The sequence below is a fragment of the Paenibacillus sp. KACC 21273 genome, from assembly GCF_028736095.1.
Taxonomy (GTDB): Bacteria; Bacillota; Bacilli; order Paenibacillales; family Paenibacillaceae; genus Saccharibacillus; species Saccharibacillus kyungheensis.
The window spans coordinates 104,361-121,316 of sequence record NZ_CP117876.1 but is presented as its reverse complement, the minus strand read 5'-3'; the positions used below and the strand labels follow the sequence as shown (position 1 = coordinate 121,316).

Here is a 16,956-nt window from a genome sequence, read left to right as displayed (position 1 = left end):
TGAATGATTTATATGATTGACTTCTATAAAGAAGAATGTTGCTCGCTTTGTTTTATTTTGAATATAAACTGCTCCTTGTAATCGATCCAGGCACAATCTTCTGTCCATAATGTATATCCCTGATCATTATAGATATATAATTGCCGATCTTCACTCCCCAGACGTTGATCTATAGTAACAATTCCTTCTTCTATCATCGTAACGATTCCTTGAGGTTGTAAAATCTCAGCAATCTGCTCGCCTGTGCTTAACTTATACAATCGAGTAGACATATCCGACGTGTGGGTAGCATAAAAGATGTGGTTCAGATGATATAATTTGTTATACACATGTGGATAACTAATATATTCTTTAGTTTTGTTATCCACAGTGTATATCATAACTAGAGAATCTGCGGTATCAAACCGCTCGACTAAAATGACTAATTGATGATCCAGTATAAGCAAATCTGCAAAAGCTTCATGACTTTGAGCAGAAAATATAATATGATCACTTAAATCTGTATCGTTAGCTTGCACTTTGGCAATAAATTCATCGACTGCAATCACTATTAATTGTTCGACTTCTGGACGGTTATATTCCCAATCTATTTTTCGTTCATGTACCATATGTTCACCTGTTTTGATCAGCAGATATTCTGTCCCATTGCTGTTGAATCCCATGATAGATTCTATATTGCGAATTGTATCACCGGGTACAAAAGGAGTGATATTCTGCTCTACGGCATCGATCAGCGCATAGTTATACCCTCGCTCTTGATCTGGCAACAGATAAGAGATCAGAGCATACCGCTTATTCAGGGAATAGAAATGATGAACAGACCAGATACGATTGATCGATGGCTCATAGGCGCCACGTATATCTTTTGTAAATACAAGCTGATCTACTTCTGCTTCCAGATCGCGTTTATAACAGTAAAGCATATTATAATCATCACTATAAGCTAGATAAAATAACGTATGTGTATTTGCGCTACTACTTAATGTTGCTACTTTAGATTGCGGAAAGTAATATGTACTCACTTCACCTGTTCTAGCATCACAACTTAGAATGCCTTTATATAGAAGCAAATCTTCAATATGTAGATCAAAATCAAAATCGTCTGGAGACATATCTACGTATTTCTTGATCGCAAATAATTGCCTTGTCTGGTACATGAATTGGATATGTCTGATCTCATATTCTGGCGATATCGTGGTTGTAACAGTACGCATTGTTGGTTTACTCATATAAGCCCACCTTCTTAGATATATTCAAATTTGGTGCAGATCTGGTCGATACAGTAATAAGGTTTAAGATTGGCTAAAGCTTTGACCATTATCATTAATGTATCATACAAATAATACGTTACTCTACCAAGTACGTGGATAGTGATCAATGTGTAGAGAACGATATATAAAGGACGATAGCCACTATGCGAATATTAATAGTAGAAGATGAACTGCATTTAGCAGAAGCATTAACCCAAATTTTGAAAAAAAATCATTATTCCGTTGATGCGGTACATGATGGTCGTACAGGGCTGGATTATGCCCAAAGTGGGATCTATGATCTGTTATTACTGGATATTATGATGCCCGAAATGGACGGAATTAGCGTTCTCAAAACTTTACGTCAACAAGGCGTGGCAACACCTGTTATTTTACTGACCGCTAAAGGTGAGATTACCGATAAAGTGATCGGACTGGATTATGGCGCAGATGATTATATCGCTAAGCCTTTTTCGTCGGAAGAATTGTTAGCTCGTATTCGGGCGGCACTCCGTCGTAAAGGAGAAGTCTTACCAGAAGAAGGACTTCAATTTGGAGATATTCAATTAAATACAGCCAATCTCAAGCTATCGGTGAATGGCAAAGAAATGAAGTTAAATCTGAAAGAAAATGAGTTGTTAGAACTTCTTATCACTCGCAAGCAAGGGGTCACTTCCAAAGAACAGATTATCGAAAAGTTATGGGGATTTGATTCGGATGTAGAGTACAACAATGTGGAAGTATATATTTCTTTTTTACGGAAAAAGCTGAACTTCCTGCATTCCCAAGTTAAGATTAATACGATTCGTGGAGTCGGTTATGTATTAGAAGAGGTGACTTCTTAATGTTCAACAAGCTTCGCAATCGATTTCTGATTGTTAATCTCGTGACGATTTCGGTATTGATGCTAATCGCCTTTGCTTCGATCTATACGATTACGTATCGGAACGCTCAAAATGATATCCGTAGTGAGTTATCTCGCATTGCTAACATCGCTCCGCGGAACTTCGATAATGGACAGAATCCTCCAGGTGGAGGGGGTATGAACAATCCCGGCGGGATGAATGGAAATGGTCAACCTGTAGACGATACATTTACAGAACGTTCGTTATCTTTTTCTATCGAAATCGATAGTAACTGGAAAATGACAGCCACCCATTCTCCGTTTGATATGGATACTACTTTGTATCAATCTGCTCTAGCAGAAGCGAAAGCGATTAACAAAAACAATGGACAATTTAAGCTCGATAATAGTGACTGGGCATTTATCAAGCAACCTATCAGTACAGGGTACAAGCTTATTTTTCTAGATGTCACAGCGCAACAAGATATCTTAAAAAATTTGATCTATACATTTGCTGTAGTAGGATTAATCATGTTGGTCGCGTTGTATTTCACCAGCCGCTTTTTTGCTAATCGTTCGATTTATCCGGTTAAAGAAGCTTTTGATAAACAAAAGCAATTTATCGCCGATGCTTCACATGAACTCAAAACACCGCTAGCGATTATTAATACCAATGCTGATGTGCTGTTATCTAATCGCGAGGAAACGATCGAAAGTCAGGCTAGATGGCTAGAGTATATCAAGTTAGAAACAGAGCGTATGGCTCGCTTAACCAATGATCTATTGTATTTGACAGAAATGGACGATTCTCGAACTTCGATGGTATATACGCCATTTGATCTGAGTGAAACGGTAGAACGGATTATATTAACGATGGAAGCTGTTATTTTCGAAAAAGAATTAACACTGGATTATGAGATTGAGCCTAATCTTATGGTACAAGGTAGCCAAGAACAGATTCATCAGGTGATTATGATTGTTCTGGATAATGCGATCAAATACGCTAATTCTCAAGGGACAATTACGATCTCACTTACACATCAGCAACAGGAAGTTTTATTGAATGTAACCAATACTGGCGAAGGGATTGCGCCAGAACACCTTACCCGTATTTTTGACCGCTTTTACCGGACAGATACTTCACGTGCTCGTAAGCAAGGCGGTTATGGATTAGGGCTTGCTATTGCACGCTCTATTGTCGATCAGCATGAAGGCAAGTTGTATGCTACTAGCGTCGTAGGAGAGTCGACCACTTTTCATTTACTATTCAATGCGGTCTGAATGAGATTCATCGTACTCCCAATACATGTGTTATACAGACACTATATAAACAAAGGATGCTAACGATCAAGCTAGCATCCTTTGTGTTGCTATTTTATAAGACTGTTCCATCTATCAGGTATATTCACAATTATGGAGCGGGTACTTCAGTAGTCTCTAAGTTATCTTTTTCCAGCATAATAGACTGTCCATCTGTGATCCCTTTGCCGAAAAATTGTTTTAACCATTTTAGTGCAGGGCGTTCTGTACCATTCGCATTCAGTAAATGCGTATTAGGCTCCCATGTCTGTCCTTCGATGTATCCCCATAGTGTCACTCCTTTGACAGAAGGGTGATTCCAAAGTACAGGGAATTTTTCTTTATAACGTGCTAATTGAGTGGCATCGTCACCGGTCATATCCAGTTCAGATACGTAGATCGGTAATCCTGTAGATCCTAATTTGTTCAGTACTGTTGTCATTGTACTGGTCGATACATTGTTCATATTAAAATGGTGACATTGAATACCGATTCCATCGATTAAGCCGCGACTTTTGAGAATATTGATAATTTTCACATATTGATCGGCTAGATTAGGATCGCTAATAACGCCGTATTCATTGATAAGTAATTTGGAATTAGGAAATTGTTGTCTTGCCTGTTGGAAAGACCATACAATCCAATCCCAGCCTGTCGCTCCACTTCCACCGATCGCATTACTGTAAGATGGCTTGGCATGAAATGGCTCGTTGACTACATCAACAAAAGCAGATTTCGAATATTTCTGGCCTGCTAACTGTATCCATTGGGTTACTTCTGCTTTCTGCTCTGCCGCAGACAGACCACTTACCCATCCAGGTTCTTGACTTCCCCAGACTAAAGTATGGAATTTGAAAGGGTAGCCTTTACTTTGCGCATAATTGTATGCCATATCGGCTTGTCCCCAGTTCATCGAATTGCGATTGCCTTCAACGGCTCCCCATTTGGTCGAATTTTCCGGTGTCACTTGATTCCAGTAGTTACCGTAACTCGCTGGAACATTACCAGCAATAATATTACCTAGAAACTTACTTCCACTGGTTAGACTCGCATAGCTGTATTCTGCAAAAGTAGATGTACATAATACCCCTGTTAATGCGACCGTTCCAATCACTTTCCATAGGCTTGATTTTGACATCTCATTTCCTCCTCTGGATAAATAGATGGACTGCGTATGTTTCGATATCGAACATTACCAAAATATGAGATAAGCGCTTACATTTGTAAGTTTAACAACTTATCTTCATTTTTTCGCTATAAACATAAGGAAATAATAGAATATGCTATATAACCACATAACAAAAAAAGAGAAAGCACTGTATATGCTTTCTCTCTAATGAAATAAAATTTTAAGAACGAACAGATTGAACCGCATTTTCCAAAGCTGCAATCACTTTATCGCACCATGTATCAAATTCAGGATCTTCTTTTTGCAATTCAGGATGATTCAGGATATGATTCACTACCTGCTTCACTCCTTGATCGAAGCGAGTCGTAGCTACAAAGTCAGGTACTAGCCGTTTAAGCTTACTATTATCAAATACAACCGAATTGGCTTTGTCTCCAAGCAGACTTCCACGATAATCTTCTGTACTGCACGCATCCAGAAATGTAGAAGAGACATAGACTGCATTCAGCTTCACACCAAGCGCATCTGCTACCGCTCCATATATCTGATTCCAGGTTAGCGATTCATCTGATGTGATCTGTACCGCTTCTCCAATCGCTTGAATATTACCCATCAACCCGATAAATCCTTTGGCAAAATCAGTATTATGCGTCATCGTCCACAACGATGTACCGTCTCCATGAATAATCACCGGTTTATTTTCTAGCATCCGCTTGGCGACTTGCCAGCTTCCTTCGCTACCATGTACACCCATAGGAATTGAACGTTCATCATACGTATGACTTGGACGTATAATCGTGACCGGGAAATGGTGTTCACGATACATTTTCATCAAATAATCTTCACAATCGATTTTGTTACGTGAATATTCCCAATAGGGATTGGATAAAGGAGTGCCTTCATTAATGCGATAATCCGCAGGTGGGGACTGATACGCAGAAGCCGAGCTGATAAAAATAAATTGCTTTGTTTTACCTGCAAACAGTCGATAATCTCGTTCCAACTGAGAAGGTTCAAATGCAATAAAATCAGCAACAACATCAAAGTCTAGATCTGCAATCAATGCGGCTACTTGCTGTTCATTATTAATATCTGCTTGCAACAGATGTGCATTAGCAGGTAAATCTTGATTACGATTTCCTCGATTCAGCAGATACAATTCGCAATCAGTGGTTAACAATTGTTGCGTGATCGCCGAACTGATAATCCCTGTACCTCCAATAAATAGCGCTTTCATAAATACACCTCCGTTGCAAAATAGCCAATCTTTTGAGCAATAATCTGAAATCTCCTATACGATACCATTTCTAGAGGAAGCAAACAAATGATAAAGGAAGGACTTTTATTATTATATTTTTCAATAATTTAGGCGAAAAGGTAATATTCTTGTATCATCACTGCTATTTTGGGTAATGGTAATTGATGTCGAATTCATTTCCAACTTTTCAAAATTGCTTACATGCACTTATATAAATTGTAGAGGGGAATTCATCTCATGAAGGCAACGATCATTATTAATCCATCTTCAGGTAAAGAACAAGCCTTAGAATATGTCAAAAAAGCAGAAGATATTCTCAGCGAACAAGGATACCATGTCACAGTCAACGAGACTGCCAAAGAATTAGATGCTACTCAATTCTGCACAGACGCTTGTAAAGAGTGCCATGATCTGGTCGTATCGATTGGTGGAGATGGTACTCTGCACGAGACGATTAATGGATTGATGGATCAAGACCATCGTCCGAAATTAGCGGTTATTCCACTTGGAACAGTCAATGATTTTGCACGTGCTCTTCAGATTCCATTGAACCCTGATCAAGCGATAGAGACACTGCGATCTTCTCATGTCAAAAATGTAGATATGGGTAAATTAAATGATCAATTATTTGCCAATGTAATTGCTGCTGGTTCTCTAGCAGAAGCATTGTCGTCTGTTCCTTCTGAAGACAAATCCAAATTAGGCGCATTTGCTTATTTTAGAGATGGGATGAAAGAATTGATGAGCAATTCAGCTTCTCCTTTAAAAATCGAACATGACGGTGAAATTTGGGAAGGGGAAGCTCCTCTTTTTCTAGCGGCACTTACCAACTCGGTCGGCGGATTCGAAAGTATGGTTCCTGATGCTGAAGTAGATGACGGTTTATTACACTGCTTTATTATGACGAACCTGAATATGTTCAATACATTAACCGCAGGATTATCGTTATTGCTTGGTAATCTAAAAGACCATAAAGATGTTATTTATTTTACTGCCAAGCATGTTAAAGTCAGTTCAACCGATCCTGTCAAAACCAATGTAGATGGCGAAGAAGGCCCTCCTTTACCTGTGGATCTGCGGATTATTCCCGGTCATATTCGTGTAGTTGTACCTGAAGAATCGTAAAAGATAAATGATAGGCAAACGTTAGATGTCTGTATCATTTCTATATTTATCGCTATATCCAAAAAAACACCGACGACATATTTTGTGTCATCGGTGTTTTTTATTGATCTTATTTTGGAGATATTTATCTGATCTATTTGGGCTATTGATGTGTGATTAAAGAGGTCTATTGGTGTCACGTGGATCATGACGTCGTCCTCGAAGACCTAACAATCCAAGAAGACCTAACAACCCTAGCCATCCCCAATCCATATCATTATCGTCATCATCCATATCGGTAGTCATCGGTGCATCATTTCCAGTAGTTGTTGTAGCGACACCAGTTGCTCCAGTAGAAGTTGTTCCTGTTGTATCGGTTCCTGTTACGCCAGTGGAATCTGTTCCGGTCGTTCCGGTCGCATCGGTTCCTGTTACGCCAGTCGAGTCTGTTCCGGTCGTTCCCGTTGCATCCGTTCCTGTTACTCCAGTAGAATCTGTTCCGGTCGTTCCCGTTGCATCCGTTCCTGTGACTCCGGTAGAATCTGTTCCGGTGGTTCCTGTGGCATCCGTTCCTGCTACTCCAGTCGAGTCTGTTCCGGTCGTTCCTGTAGCATCCGTTCCTGTTACTCCGGTAGAGTCTGTTCCTGTGCTACTTGTAGTACCTGTGCTTCCTGTTGTTCCAGTAGTTCCTGTTGTCGAAGCGAATGTCGGCGTTGCCCCAACGGTCAATACGATTAATAATGAGAGAAAAGTAGTCTGAAATTTTTTCTTCATGATGTCATAATCTCCTTAGATTAATGTATTTTGATGTTAGGCTATATTAACCGTTAGTCTACTATTCAAACACTATTTTTTACATTTTTATGAATAAATTGTATAAATGTAGATTGATCACTTGCGAATTAAAGTTTTTCTTCAGACTTCACTTCATACTCACTTAACTTGCCTTCATAGATCAATTGCAATCGGTCACTTTGGCGAAAATCGTCTGGAGTAACAAGTGCAGGAAGCTTGTTCCAGATTTTGATACCGGAACGTTGCAATATTTCAGCGACAAATTGAGAGCAAAAATAAGAATTGCTGAACTCGACAGGTTCTTTGAGCGTGATGCTGATTACACCTAGAATATTGTACAAATATTTCTGATGCTTACGGATAAACAGTTGCAACACCCGTTGCATTTTCTCTACTTCACGCTCGGTAACTTGAAGTTCATAGATCACACAAGTGGTATTCGGATATTTGCTATATGTACCTGTTTTAATATCTTCTTTCACAAAACCACCATTCAGCGGATTGCTCGGATGCTTCCGTCCAAAGCTATACAATTCCGATAATTCACGATCAAATGAAATCGAAGCATGATTGTACGGTGCTTTCGTATAGGTCTGAATCATTTTGGTAAATAACGTTCCTGTATTGGTCAATAAAATAAAAACCGATCGCTCTGCCGCCATCCCAACATTTCCCCTTATCAATTCACCTTTATTCCTTCATAATAGCATATGATCCCTTTTATGGAATCCTAATTCAAGGTAAGTTGGTGCTGATTCATGAATAGTTCGCTAATAACATTAATCCTTATTTTTATTGCTTTACTGGTTATCCATTTTATTTACATTATCGTCAGCAAAATTCAAAAAAATCAAGATTATAGTGTAATCGGATTACGGATCAAAACGTGGTGGGGAATGTTCTTTATTTTCTGTCTGGCTACGCTATTTAATCCAATTGTATCGCTATTATCGTTGATGGTTTTGACCTTTTTTGCACTAAAAGAATACTTTTCGATGATCCGTTCACGCAAAGCCGATCGGCGTTTATTTTTATGGGCGTATCTAGCCATTCCGATTCAATTTTACTGGATCTATATCGGTTGGTACGGCATGTTTATCGTATTTATCCCGATCTATGTGTTTTTGCTGTTACCATTGCCACGCTTAATTAACAAAGGCACCGGTGGATTTCTACGTAGTGTTAGCTCAACCCAATGGGGATTGATGCTCATGGTATTCGGACTTAGTCATCTCGCTTATTTTCCATTTGCGACGGCTCAATATGGAGGAAGATTGGTATTATTTCTGGTGTTACTGACCCAGCTTAATGACGTCGTGCATTATGTCGCCTCTATGTATATCGGGAAACGCAAAATTGTACCAACATCCAATGCCAGCTTAACATGGGAAGGCTTCGCGTGTGCTTTTGTAGTGACGGCTGTGACTTCTTACTTTGTAGCTCCTGTGCTTACACCACTCGGTGCTAACTTTGGTCTGGTAACCGGGATGCTGATTAGTTTGAGTGGATTTTTCGGTAGTCTAACCGTTTCTGTACTCAAACGAGATCTGCTCATAGGCGAAGACCAGAAAGTAGATAATGAAAAACAAAGTTATCTCAGTCGTATCGACAGCTTAACGTATACTGCTCCTGTCTTTTTCCATGTAGTACGTTATGTGATGGACTTTATGTAAATAGCGATTGTATATCAGAATAGATCAGCAAAAAAGCCTCTATCTTTGAAGATGGAGGCTTTTTGTAGATAATATATATGATCCAGTTAGACTTCTCCCCAGAACACTTCAGTCTCATAATCGAAAAAGACTACCCCTTCTTGCTGATTCTGCTTAAAAATAACCTTTAATTGCTCCATCATATCGTGATACTTTGGATCATTTGAAGTGGGGACATAGGAGGAAGATTGTAAACGTCCTGCTAATCCATCGAAATCAAATACCTGCCGATTGCCGAACTTCGCCAGTTCCATCGTATCTTTTTTGAAAAAAGGTTCTAATTTCTCTGCGGAAATATTTTTATGGTTAACTTTCGTATAATCTGTCCCATAATCACGCAATAATTGCTCATATTGTTCTAAAAATGGAGTGCCTGTCGTCAATCTAGAATTCCAGACTAACATCACTTTACCTTCAGGTCGCAAAATACGTTTGAACTCGGTTTGAGTCGCTTGCTGATCAAACCAGTGAAAAGCCTGTGCACAAGTAATATAATCCACCGACTGATCTGCAAGACCTGTCGCTTCTGCCGATCCTGCACTTACTTCGAAATTAGGCTCTTCTGCTAGCTTGGTTGCCGCTACTTCCCGCATTTCGGTATTCGGCTCAACCCCAATTACATGATTACCACGTTCCAAAAGCAATTCAGCAAAAATACCTGTACCTGCACCAATATCAGCAATCTTACTTTCTCGCTCGACACCAATCACATCATACAAATAATCTATAGCGGCTACCGGATAACTAGGACGGTATTTGACATATGAATCTACTCGATCTGAAAATCTTTCTTTGCTATTCATTGTTATCATGCTCCTATAGTTTCATCTAATAAAACTATGTTTCATTCAAATATTATAAATCAATCTGCTTTAGATAGCTAGTTCCGGTATGCTGTTATTGTGGCTTTATAATCATGTAATTTACGGTTAGAACGCCATTTTGCTTGATATCACTTTTTTATAGATATATTTTCTTGTCGATACGTAGGTTTTCGATATATAGATATACTTTTATCCATTGAGTTATATTCCTTATATGATCTGATTGCCAAAAAAGACGATCCTCTACTATATCAGGGATCGTCTTTTTTGTATGATGAACTATTCAATTATTGATGCACGGTAAATTCTATATTCAATTATGAATGTGCCGTAAATGCTTCTTTTAGTTTATCGCTCATCAGATGCCAGGCATCTTCTGCTACAGCTAGCTCACCGTTATGAGTAAATCCATGAGCTGCTCCTGCATATTGCTTGGCTGTAACCTGCACACCTGCTTCTTCCAACTGCTTAGCATAACCTACAGTTTCTGCTGCCAATGAATCGCGTTCTGCGGTAATAACCAGTGCAGACGGAAGCCCTGTTAAAGATGGAGCAAATACAGGTGAAGCTAACGGATTACGTGCATCTTCTGGATTTTCCAAATAACAAGCGTTAAAGATGCGAGAAATATCATTAGGAATCGCTTCAGGAAATTGTGGCTTTTGCTCAGGATCGGTAGCTAGATCAAGCGGTGCATAGTCCAGCACCTGATACACAATATTGAGTTCATCGCCACGCTCTTTGTTCAATAGACAGATCGCTGCCGCTAGATTACCACCTGCGCTATGCCCGCCGACCGCTATACGTGTTGCATCAATACGGAGTTCTTCGGCGTGTTCTGCAATCCATTTTACCACTTCATACGATTGGTACACTGGAGCTGGAAATTTATGCTCAGGTGCTAATACATAATCCACATTAATAACAATACATTCTGCCCGATCAGCTATCACACTGCACCACGGATCATCCATTTTGGGATCACCCATCACAAATCCACCACCATGAAAGTTAACGAATACCGGTAACGGATGAGCAACCTCTCGATCAGGGATATGCACAGTCACAGGGGCATCGCCATACGTTGTTGGGATGACGCGCTGTTCTTGCTTCACCTGTGGTGTGTAGCTTGGTTGTAATGTAGAGCCACTGACATTATTCATCGATGCTTCTCTTACTTTTTTCACCATTGCAAGTTGTTGGTCTTTATCCATTGGTTCTCACTCCTATTCGTCTGGTGCATGATCTAATTATAAAAAAGATAACGGAAGATAATCAAATTTGGCGCTCAGACAGCGTATAGTTGCTACTATTTGCGCAAAATTCACAAACTAAAAAGTGATTTCTACGATCAGAAATCACTTTCGTGGTGAGCTTGCTTTTACTGCTCTACTTTGTGCAAACGGAACGCTTCACGAGAATCAACCAGAGACGCAATATTTTCACGATACGTTTTGAAATGAGGCGTATTCATATGAAATTCAAGTGCAGCTTCATCTTCCCAAATTTCATAAAATACAAATACACCCGGTTCAACCGATTCATGTAACGTATATTGAATACAACCACTTTCACTACGAGAAGGCTCCAACATTTTGATCAATTCTGCTTTCAATTGCTCTTCATGCCCTGCTTTTGCTTTCAAAATCGCATTATTTACAAGATTCGTCATGGATCTATTCTCCTTATGGTTCATTTATTTTTGAGGTGCTATGTATTATCATACCCGTTTTGGAGGAAGATCAAAAATAGTTAAAGGTCTATCTGTAATAATCATTGGTATATCTGCCTCTTTAATTATTGTGACTGATAACTTATTAATTTCAGAATTTCATCCTAAAGTTCGTCAATAAAATATCCATGACTATACCAGTAATCATTCTTTTGAGAAAACATAGCTGATATAGCAGAAACAGGATTTCCAAAATCTTTATGCAATTTTTTTAAAACTTCTTTCCATGTTTGCCCTTCCAATACATAGTTAACAAAATCATATTCACTAGGCAGATAAATAGCAAATGAAGAGATGTGTCTCAATCCAGAACAGAACTCTCGTAATTGTTTCGTTATCTTTTCATCAAGCAAAAATGACTTCCAACTTGTTAAATGATCATATTCTAAAAGATATTTACCTATAATCAATTCCTGACCATGAGATCCAATTAATTTTATATGTCCGAAAAAATAATAATTTTCTAAAAGACTCATATTTTCATTATCTATGTACCAATACCACTGGTTATTCTGCTCAATTTCGAAAGTATTATTTATTACTTTGATTAAATCTTCGATGTTTATATGTTCTCGATTAAAGATAGCTGTAAAATTCATATGCAGTCTCCTTAAGAAGAATTTGTAGATACAAGTAATTGCTTTACTTTGGGCAATAGATTCTCTAGTTTGGTGCTATCAAACCACTCTATGTCTTTCAATAGTTCAACAGCTAATTCAAATTGCTCAGAAGCATAGACGATATCTTCTCGCTGATAAATATCATTTCCATGTATAAGATCATCTATAATTTCAAAGCAAATTACTTCGATATCATCAACCTTCATATCTTCAAATAATTATTTGCAATCTTTCAATTCTTGTATTTCATCTGTAGAGAATAATATTTCCATAACAATTCTCCTTCTTTAAACCATCTAAACAGCTTTTATTTTAGATCAAAAAAGCAAACTAATTATGAATATACCTAAACATAATCATCTGAGGATGTTACTTGATAGGGTTATTTGTGAATCAAAATGTAAGTATTACCTTGCTTAACATACTATGCTATTTCGTAATCAAGAAAATCTTGAAAGACACAAAGCTAATCAATATCATATTTAATATATTAAAATCTAATTCTTACTTTTCTACAAATTCAGATGAAATACCATAAAAATTTAGGTATCCATCTCCCACCTAAAATATTTGGAGAGCCCCTTCATTGCTACATCATAATCAGCATTTTGACATTTTGAGATAATCTGATTCACTGTAGATTCTATATGTTTTATATTAAAGTCATTCATGATTAAATATCCTCTACCTATTTCGATATGACTATCCTGTATAATTCTTGCTAATCTTTTAGGACTCACCACCTCAAAACTAAACATATCTCCTGAACCTAAAATATCTTCACATCCAATATCAACTTGAAAACAAACGTAAAAATCGTCTACATCTTCACCCCAATCTTCAAAATCTTGAGTTAATACTTTGATTGTTAGCATTCATCTCACTCCTTCCGATTCAATCGCTACTGGATGGGAGTAAAAAAAGAGCTTGGAGAATTAGCTCCCTCAAGTTCTTAGAATTATTCAGTGATTCGTTTATCATCTAGAACAAACGAACTTACGAATCCTTCTTCCCAATTGTCCTCATCTAATTCATATCCATCAATAAAAAACTCATTCGGATAATTTCGAAATCCTGGAATTTTCTTGTATTTTATTATAATTGATTCGGCTATTTCTCTAGAAGAGTAGATGCCGATTATTTTGGAATTTTCCACCCTATTAACTTCATAGCTATGTTGTAACAAAAATACCGTTATCATATTTACTCACCTCCAAAAGCACAATTATTCGAACCCTCTATCTTGAGGGGTAAGTTGTTTTGGTTCGTACCGCCCAATTCATTCGACGTTAGGTAGTAATAAAGAAAAGACCTTGAGGATTTTTGTCCTCAAAGTCGACATTCAATAAATTTTTCATAGTAATTATTCGTTAAAAACTTTACTATTCTATAGTAAAATAGTCATCATCCATTTTTCCATCTAAATTAAATAGCAATCGGTATAACCCTATTTCTTTTCCATTATAAATTATTGGAACATAGGATATTACATGATTATGATTACATTCAGGGTAATTACCTAGCATCAATGCTATTTGTGTTATTTTCACATCAAGATTATCTCTACTAAAATTTTTAAAAAAATGGTTGAACTCATCAGGATCTTCTTTTTGATAAGAGTTCAAGTTTAACCAAAATCCTTGTAACGTTCTTTTTTCAATTTCTTGTTCAACTATCCATTGTTTAAATTCATCGATAGGCATTCAACCACCCCAGTCTAATGTTTTCTTTTGGCAAACAAATTAAATAATAATAGAAAATGCTACTTTCTTTTCACCCTCTCTATCAAAAAAAAGTGTTTTACTATTCTACAGTTGCGATTCATTTTTGAAAAACTATAATAAAGTGAAGATAACAAAAATAGGTCAATCATGATAATATCCACGTAACCAACCCATTAAACGGAATAGTGCTATTCGGGTAAAAAAAGACCTTAAAGAAAATAATCTCCAAGATCAGACAGACTATCTTTTAATATGTATCAAAGTATTCATCTGAGAACTCACCATCAATATTATAATCAACATGATAGTAGAAAAGTTGTATTCCCGTTTTGGGATGAACCAAGTCAAAACAAATCCTAAAATAAGGAAACTCTCTATCAAAGCTATTTACAAATATACTGACATATCTATATTGTATTTTTAAATCTGAATAGCTTAAGTCTTTTGGCAAACTCATCTCCTTATCTTTTAAAAAATTGTTCGAGCATTTACGTACAAGTCCTTCAAGTATTGCTTGGGTAGAATCCTTCAATTTTTCGAAGTCATAAATGAGATTAAAAGTGTTTTCTATTGACTTCAAATCCATTCTTCTCACCACTCTCTATTTTCTATTTCCCACTGGTCATATAATCAAATATCATAGCACCATTATTACATGAGTATTTAAAAACCCAGAAGAGCATAAATACTCATCTGGATTAACTGAAAAAACTATATTCAATACAATTATTTCTAAATGTTAATTCATATTATTCATTATCTTTCTTAGATTCTTCTTTAATCATTTCAAATAATTCCTCAACAGTCGTCAATCGTACAGAATCCGTATACTCCCACGAAAAATAAGGTTTAAGAGATATAGCAACCTCTTCCCATGTTTCACCTTGATGCTTTAATAAGATCTGATTAATCGTTTCAGTAATCACTTCAAAATCTAACTTATCTACAATAAAAATTCCTTTACCTATAATAATTTGAGTTCCGTTCCTCAGTTGTCTTTCTAATTCTTTTGGAGTCATAATAGTAAAATCAAAATTATCTTCACCAATCGAATCTTCTGTCCCTATACATGCTGTTCCAGATAAATAAAAGTCGTTCCCAATATCTTCTGTTTCTGTAAATTGTAGCTTTCCATGAATATTAGGATTCCCTGTGATAATGAGGTCTTTCAATACGGGTTGAATCAAATGCTAATTCACTCCTTCAAATTATGATGAAACTGCTGTACCGTTTATTGTAGTTGTATAATCAACGTTTTTTGGGATTTCGTTTAATCTACATTGATCAAGCAAACAATTCATTCTTTAATATTTGGGATAAAAAATCTTGCAGATTTGCGTCTCTAAGATCAAGATATTCAATCACCTGCAATATGTATAGCTTTGATATTTGCACCACTTAAAGCTTGGATCAAACGATCTAACGACGAATGATGCATGGAGTCAATAAATGTACGTATTTGCCTCAGATCTTCTACAAAGCATGAGAGTTCATATAGATTAAGGTAAATATTAGTCTTGTAATAATCTTTAACTTTCTTTAAATAGCTATAACTACTCCAATTGGATGTGCTCGCAAATATAGCATCATGCAAATTATTTGGTATTTCTATTAGTCCTATTCTGACTTTTCCTTCATCAAATAATACAATATCTAGTCCCATAGCTCCTCCTAACAATAGTTTTAACCCTAATCTCTTTGCTCGCAATTGGACTTTGAGAATAAATTCTTTTTAAAACGAAAATCCTTTATCTGCTAATGTAACATTATTTTGAGTTTTAGCTATAAAAATAATAAGTATTAGAGAGAACGTTCTGCTTCTAATAACAGCAGATATAGACAAAAAAGACCTTAAGATGGATTCCCTAAAATTATGAGTTGTTTCTTAAATGATTACTAGATCAATTCCTAGCTCTTGAAACTTATTTATAACTTTTTGTGCATTACCTTCTGTACTATGGAAAATAATTTTAAAAGGAATTGGAGATGTTTTCATCGCTCCAAAATCTCTACCCTGTTCCCATTCCATAATAGTATTCTTCATTATATTTAAGAACGTCACTAGACTCTCCATGTTTAACTCTAAAAGAGCCTCTGAATTGCTAATGAATAACACATAACTCTCAGCATTTAACCAACTAAGATCATTTATGCACTCGTCAAAAGCATTCCAATTCTCTCCGAAATACCAGAGAAACTGAAACACCGCAGAAAACTCATTAAATAAATTTTTAGTTGTAGTGCATTTTGTTCCTCTAACCAGTCTAGCTATCCATTGTTCATTAACCCTTTTTAAATCCCATAGTAGGTTTGTAAACTCGGATAAATCACCTTTTTTGATATAAAAATAAGGTTGACCTAAAGTTAGATCTATATTGTTACTAATCATGTATTCGACAACCTCATTTCTAGCTAATTTTCACTTTAGAGAATTTTATTTTTGCTGCTCTCGAATAGATTTCCCATTTTTTAAAGAGTCTCTCTCTACTTGCTTCTACTGATTTCAATCTATGTTCTGATGAGGGCATATACCAAACAAATCAGCTATTTCCTCAGGATAATCAACATCAGCGTAAATAGTCTCGACTATCTAAAACGGATCTGAAAATTGTTATTTATGTTCAAAATCCAATTTAATGAAAAATATGGATGTCTATTCATCTTT

21 protein-coding genes are annotated in these 16,956 nt (G+C 36.7%); 4 read left to right on the top strand and 17 right to left on the bottom strand.

Annotated features, from left to right (window positions below; all coding sequences use genetic code 11):
- Nucleotides 1–23: 23 nt before the first annotated feature.
- On the bottom strand, nucleotides 24–1,229 hold the full coding sequence (locus PQ460_RS00580; protein ID WP_274171403.1) for a hypothetical protein: 1,206 nt from the start codon (nucleotides 1,227–1,229) through the stop codon (nucleotides 24–26).
- A gap of 185 nt (nucleotides 1,230–1,414) precedes the next feature.
- Between PQ460_RS00580 and PQ460_RS00575 the strand changes: the two genes are divergently transcribed.
- Together PQ460_RS00575 and PQ460_RS00570 are read left to right on the top strand one after the other, a co-directional pair.
- Nucleotides 1,415–2,095, top strand: a complete 681-nt coding sequence (locus tag PQ460_RS00575; protein ID WP_274171402.1) for a response regulator transcription factor — start codon at nucleotides 1,415–1,417, stop codon at nucleotides 2,093–2,095.
- Complete coding sequence (locus PQ460_RS00570; protein ID WP_274171401.1) at nucleotides 2,095–3,375, top strand: sensor histidine kinase; 1,281 nt, start codon at nucleotides 2,095–2,097, stop codon at nucleotides 3,373–3,375. Before PQ460_RS00575 ends, PQ460_RS00570 begins: the two co-directional genes overlap by 1 nt.
- Before the next feature lie 130 nt (nucleotides 3,376–3,505).
- Here PQ460_RS00570 and PQ460_RS00565 read toward each other — a convergent pair whose 3' ends face one another.
- Nucleotides 3,506–4,531, bottom strand: coding sequence for an endo-1,4-beta-xylanase (locus PQ460_RS00565; protein WP_273614203.1), 1,026 nt, complete (start codon nucleotides 4,529–4,531; stop codon nucleotides 3,506–3,508).
- Nucleotides 4,532–4,742: 211 nt separating this feature from the next.
- A complete protein-coding gene (locus PQ460_RS00560; protein WP_274171400.1) occupies nucleotides 4,743–5,759 on the bottom strand; it encodes an SDR family oxidoreductase in 1,017 nt (338 codons plus the stop codon).
- A gap of 258 nt (nucleotides 5,760–6,017) precedes the next feature.
- On the opposite strand from PQ460_RS00560, the gene PQ460_RS00555 reads away from it, so the two are divergent.
- Nucleotides 6,018–6,905: a diacylglycerol/lipid kinase family protein gene (locus tag PQ460_RS00555; protein WP_274171399.1), complete on the top strand. Its 888-nt coding sequence runs from the start codon at nucleotides 6,018–6,020 to the stop codon at nucleotides 6,903–6,905.
- 156 nt (nucleotides 6,906–7,061) lie between these two features.
- Here PQ460_RS00555 and PQ460_RS00550 read toward each other — a convergent pair whose 3' ends face one another.
- Both PQ460_RS00550 and PQ460_RS00545 read right to left on the bottom strand, forming a co-directional pair.
- Nucleotides 7,062–7,658, bottom strand: coding sequence for a WGxxGxxG-CTERM domain-containing protein (locus PQ460_RS00550; RefSeq protein WP_274171398.1), 597 nt, complete (start codon nucleotides 7,656–7,658; stop codon nucleotides 7,062–7,064).
- 128 nt (nucleotides 7,659–7,786) lie between these two features.
- Nucleotides 7,787–8,341, bottom strand: coding sequence for a hypothetical protein (locus tag PQ460_RS00545; RefSeq protein ID WP_274171397.1), 555 nt, complete (start codon nucleotides 8,339–8,341; stop codon nucleotides 7,787–7,789).
- A gap of 96 nt (nucleotides 8,342–8,437) precedes the next feature.
- On the opposite strand from PQ460_RS00545, the gene PQ460_RS00540 reads away from it, so the two are divergent.
- Nucleotides 8,438–9,352 carry a phosphatidate cytidylyltransferase gene (locus PQ460_RS00540; protein WP_273614210.1) on the top strand — a complete coding sequence of 305 codons (915 nt, stop codon included), beginning with the start codon at nucleotides 8,438–8,440 and terminating at the stop codon, nucleotides 9,350–9,352.
- An 86-nt stretch (nucleotides 9,353–9,438) separates the two neighbouring features.
- On the opposite strand, the gene PQ460_RS00535 is transcribed toward PQ460_RS00540, so the two are convergent.
- The 12 genes from PQ460_RS00535 to PQ460_RS00480 form a co-directional block, all read right to left on the bottom strand.
- Complete coding sequence (locus tag PQ460_RS00535) at nucleotides 9,439–10,194, bottom strand: class I SAM-dependent methyltransferase (RefSeq protein ID WP_274171396.1); 756 nt, start codon at nucleotides 10,192–10,194, stop codon at nucleotides 9,439–9,441.
- A gap of 338 nt (nucleotides 10,195–10,532) precedes the next feature.
- Nucleotides 10,533–11,429 carry an alpha/beta hydrolase gene (locus PQ460_RS00530; protein WP_274171395.1) on the bottom strand — a complete coding sequence of 299 codons (897 nt, stop codon included), beginning with the start codon at nucleotides 11,427–11,429 and terminating at the stop codon, nucleotides 10,533–10,535.
- Between the two features lie 167 nt (nucleotides 11,430–11,596).
- Nucleotides 11,597–11,887: a putative quinol monooxygenase gene (locus PQ460_RS00525; RefSeq protein WP_274171394.1), complete on the bottom strand. Its 291-nt coding sequence runs from the start codon at nucleotides 11,885–11,887 to the stop codon at nucleotides 11,597–11,599.
- Nucleotides 11,888–12,051: 164 nt separating this feature from the next.
- Complete coding sequence (locus PQ460_RS00520; RefSeq protein ID WP_274171393.1) at nucleotides 12,052–12,546, bottom strand: hypothetical protein; 495 nt, start codon at nucleotides 12,544–12,546, stop codon at nucleotides 12,052–12,054.
- 11 nt (nucleotides 12,547–12,557) lie between these two features.
- Nucleotides 12,558–12,773 (bottom strand): hypothetical protein, encoded by a 216-nt coding sequence (locus tag PQ460_RS00515; RefSeq protein WP_274171392.1) that lies wholly within the window; start codon nucleotides 12,771–12,773, stop codon nucleotides 12,558–12,560.
- Between the two features lie 336 nt (nucleotides 12,774–13,109).
- Nucleotides 13,110–13,442, bottom strand: a complete 333-nt coding sequence (locus tag PQ460_RS00510; protein ID WP_274171391.1) for an Imm8 family immunity protein — start codon at nucleotides 13,440–13,442, stop codon at nucleotides 13,110–13,112.
- Between the two features lie 83 nt (nucleotides 13,443–13,525).
- Nucleotides 13,526–13,768: a DUF7336 domain-containing protein gene (locus PQ460_RS00505; RefSeq protein WP_274171390.1), complete on the bottom strand. Its 243-nt coding sequence runs from the start codon at nucleotides 13,766–13,768 to the stop codon at nucleotides 13,526–13,528.
- Nucleotides 13,769–13,949: 181 nt separating this feature from the next.
- Nucleotides 13,950–14,270, bottom strand: coding sequence for a hypothetical protein (locus PQ460_RS00500; RefSeq protein ID WP_274171389.1), 321 nt, complete (start codon nucleotides 14,268–14,270; stop codon nucleotides 13,950–13,952).
- 268 nt (nucleotides 14,271–14,538) lie between these two features.
- On the bottom strand, nucleotides 14,539–14,877 hold the full coding sequence (locus PQ460_RS00495) for a hypothetical protein (RefSeq protein WP_273614224.1): 339 nt from the start codon (nucleotides 14,875–14,877) through the stop codon (nucleotides 14,539–14,541).
- Between the two features lie 163 nt (nucleotides 14,878–15,040).
- Nucleotides 15,041–15,478 carry an Imm8 family immunity protein gene (locus PQ460_RS00490; RefSeq protein WP_274171388.1) on the bottom strand — a complete coding sequence of 146 codons (438 nt, stop codon included), beginning with the start codon at nucleotides 15,476–15,478 and terminating at the stop codon, nucleotides 15,041–15,043.
- Between the two features lie 170 nt (nucleotides 15,479–15,648).
- Nucleotides 15,649–15,954, bottom strand: coding sequence for a hypothetical protein (locus PQ460_RS00485; protein ID WP_274171387.1), 306 nt, complete (start codon nucleotides 15,952–15,954; stop codon nucleotides 15,649–15,651).
- Between the two features lie 222 nt (nucleotides 15,955–16,176).
- A complete protein-coding gene (locus PQ460_RS00480) occupies nucleotides 16,177–16,680 on the bottom strand; it encodes a barstar family protein (RefSeq protein WP_274171386.1) in 504 nt (167 codons plus the stop codon).
- Nucleotides 16,681–16,956 lie beyond the last annotated feature (276 nt).

Excerpts from the sequence above, each read along its gene's own strand:
- PQ460_RS00580 (WP_274171403.1), bottom strand. The coding sequence starts at position 1,229 with ATGAGTAAACCAACAATGCGTACTGTTACAACCACGATATCGCCAGAA.
- PQ460_RS00575 (WP_274171402.1), top strand. The coding sequence starts at position 1,415 with ATGCGAATATTAATAGTAGAAGATGAACTGCATTTAGCAGAAGCATTA.
- PQ460_RS00570 (WP_274171401.1), top strand. The coding sequence starts at position 2,095 with ATGTTCAACAAGCTTCGCAATCGATTTCTGATTGTTAATCTCGTGACG.
- PQ460_RS00565 (WP_273614203.1), bottom strand. The coding sequence starts at position 4,531 with ATGTCAAAATCAAGCCTATGGAAAGTGATTGGAACGGTCGCATTAACA.
- PQ460_RS00560 (WP_274171400.1), bottom strand. The coding sequence starts at position 5,759 with ATGAAAGCGCTATTTATTGGAGGTACAGGGATTATCAGTTCGGCGATC.
- PQ460_RS00555 (WP_274171399.1), top strand. The coding sequence starts at position 6,018 with ATGAAGGCAACGATCATTATTAATCCATCTTCAGGTAAAGAACAAGCC.
- PQ460_RS00550 (WP_274171398.1), bottom strand. The coding sequence starts at position 7,658 with ATGAAGAAAAAATTTCAGACTACTTTTCTCTCATTATTAATCGTATTG.
- PQ460_RS00545 (WP_274171397.1), bottom strand. The coding sequence starts at position 8,341 with ATGGCGGCAGAGCGATCGGTTTTTATTTTATTGACCAATACAGGAACG.
- PQ460_RS00540 (WP_273614210.1), top strand. The coding sequence starts at position 8,438 with ATGAATAGTTCGCTAATAACATTAATCCTTATTTTTATTGCTTTACTG.
- PQ460_RS00535 (WP_274171396.1), bottom strand. The coding sequence starts at position 10,194 with ATGAATAGCAAAGAAAGATTTTCAGATCGAGTAGATTCATATGTCAAA.
- PQ460_RS00530 (WP_274171395.1), bottom strand. The coding sequence starts at position 11,429 with ATGGATAAAGACCAACAACTTGCAATGGTGAAAAAAGTAAGAGAAGCA.
- PQ460_RS00525 (WP_274171394.1), bottom strand. The coding sequence starts at position 11,887 with ATGACGAATCTTGTAAATAATGCGATTTTGAAAGCAAAAGCAGGGCAT.
- PQ460_RS00520 (WP_274171393.1), bottom strand. The coding sequence starts at position 12,546 with ATGAATTTTACAGCTATCTTTAATCGAGAACATATAAACATCGAAGAT.
- PQ460_RS00515 (WP_274171392.1), bottom strand. The coding sequence starts at position 12,773 with ATGAAGGTTGATGATATCGAAGTAATTTGCTTTGAAATTATAGATGAT.
- PQ460_RS00510 (WP_274171391.1), bottom strand. The coding sequence starts at position 13,442 with ATGCTAACAATCAAAGTATTAACTCAAGATTTTGAAGATTGGGGTGAA.
- PQ460_RS00505 (WP_274171390.1), bottom strand. The coding sequence starts at position 13,768 with ATGATAACGGTATTTTTGTTACAACATAGCTATGAAGTTAATAGGGTG.
- PQ460_RS00500 (WP_274171389.1), bottom strand. The coding sequence starts at position 14,270 with ATGCCTATCGATGAATTTAAACAATGGATAGTTGAACAAGAAATTGAA.
- PQ460_RS00495 (WP_273614224.1), bottom strand. The coding sequence starts at position 14,877 with ATGGATTTGAAGTCAATAGAAAACACTTTTAATCTCATTTATGACTTC.
- PQ460_RS00485 (WP_274171387.1), bottom strand. The coding sequence starts at position 15,954 with ATGGGACTAGATATTGTATTATTTGATGAAGGAAAAGTCAGAATAGGA.
- PQ460_RS00480 (WP_274171386.1), bottom strand. The coding sequence starts at position 16,680 with ATGATTAGTAACAATATAGATCTAACTTTAGGTCAACCTTATTTTTAT.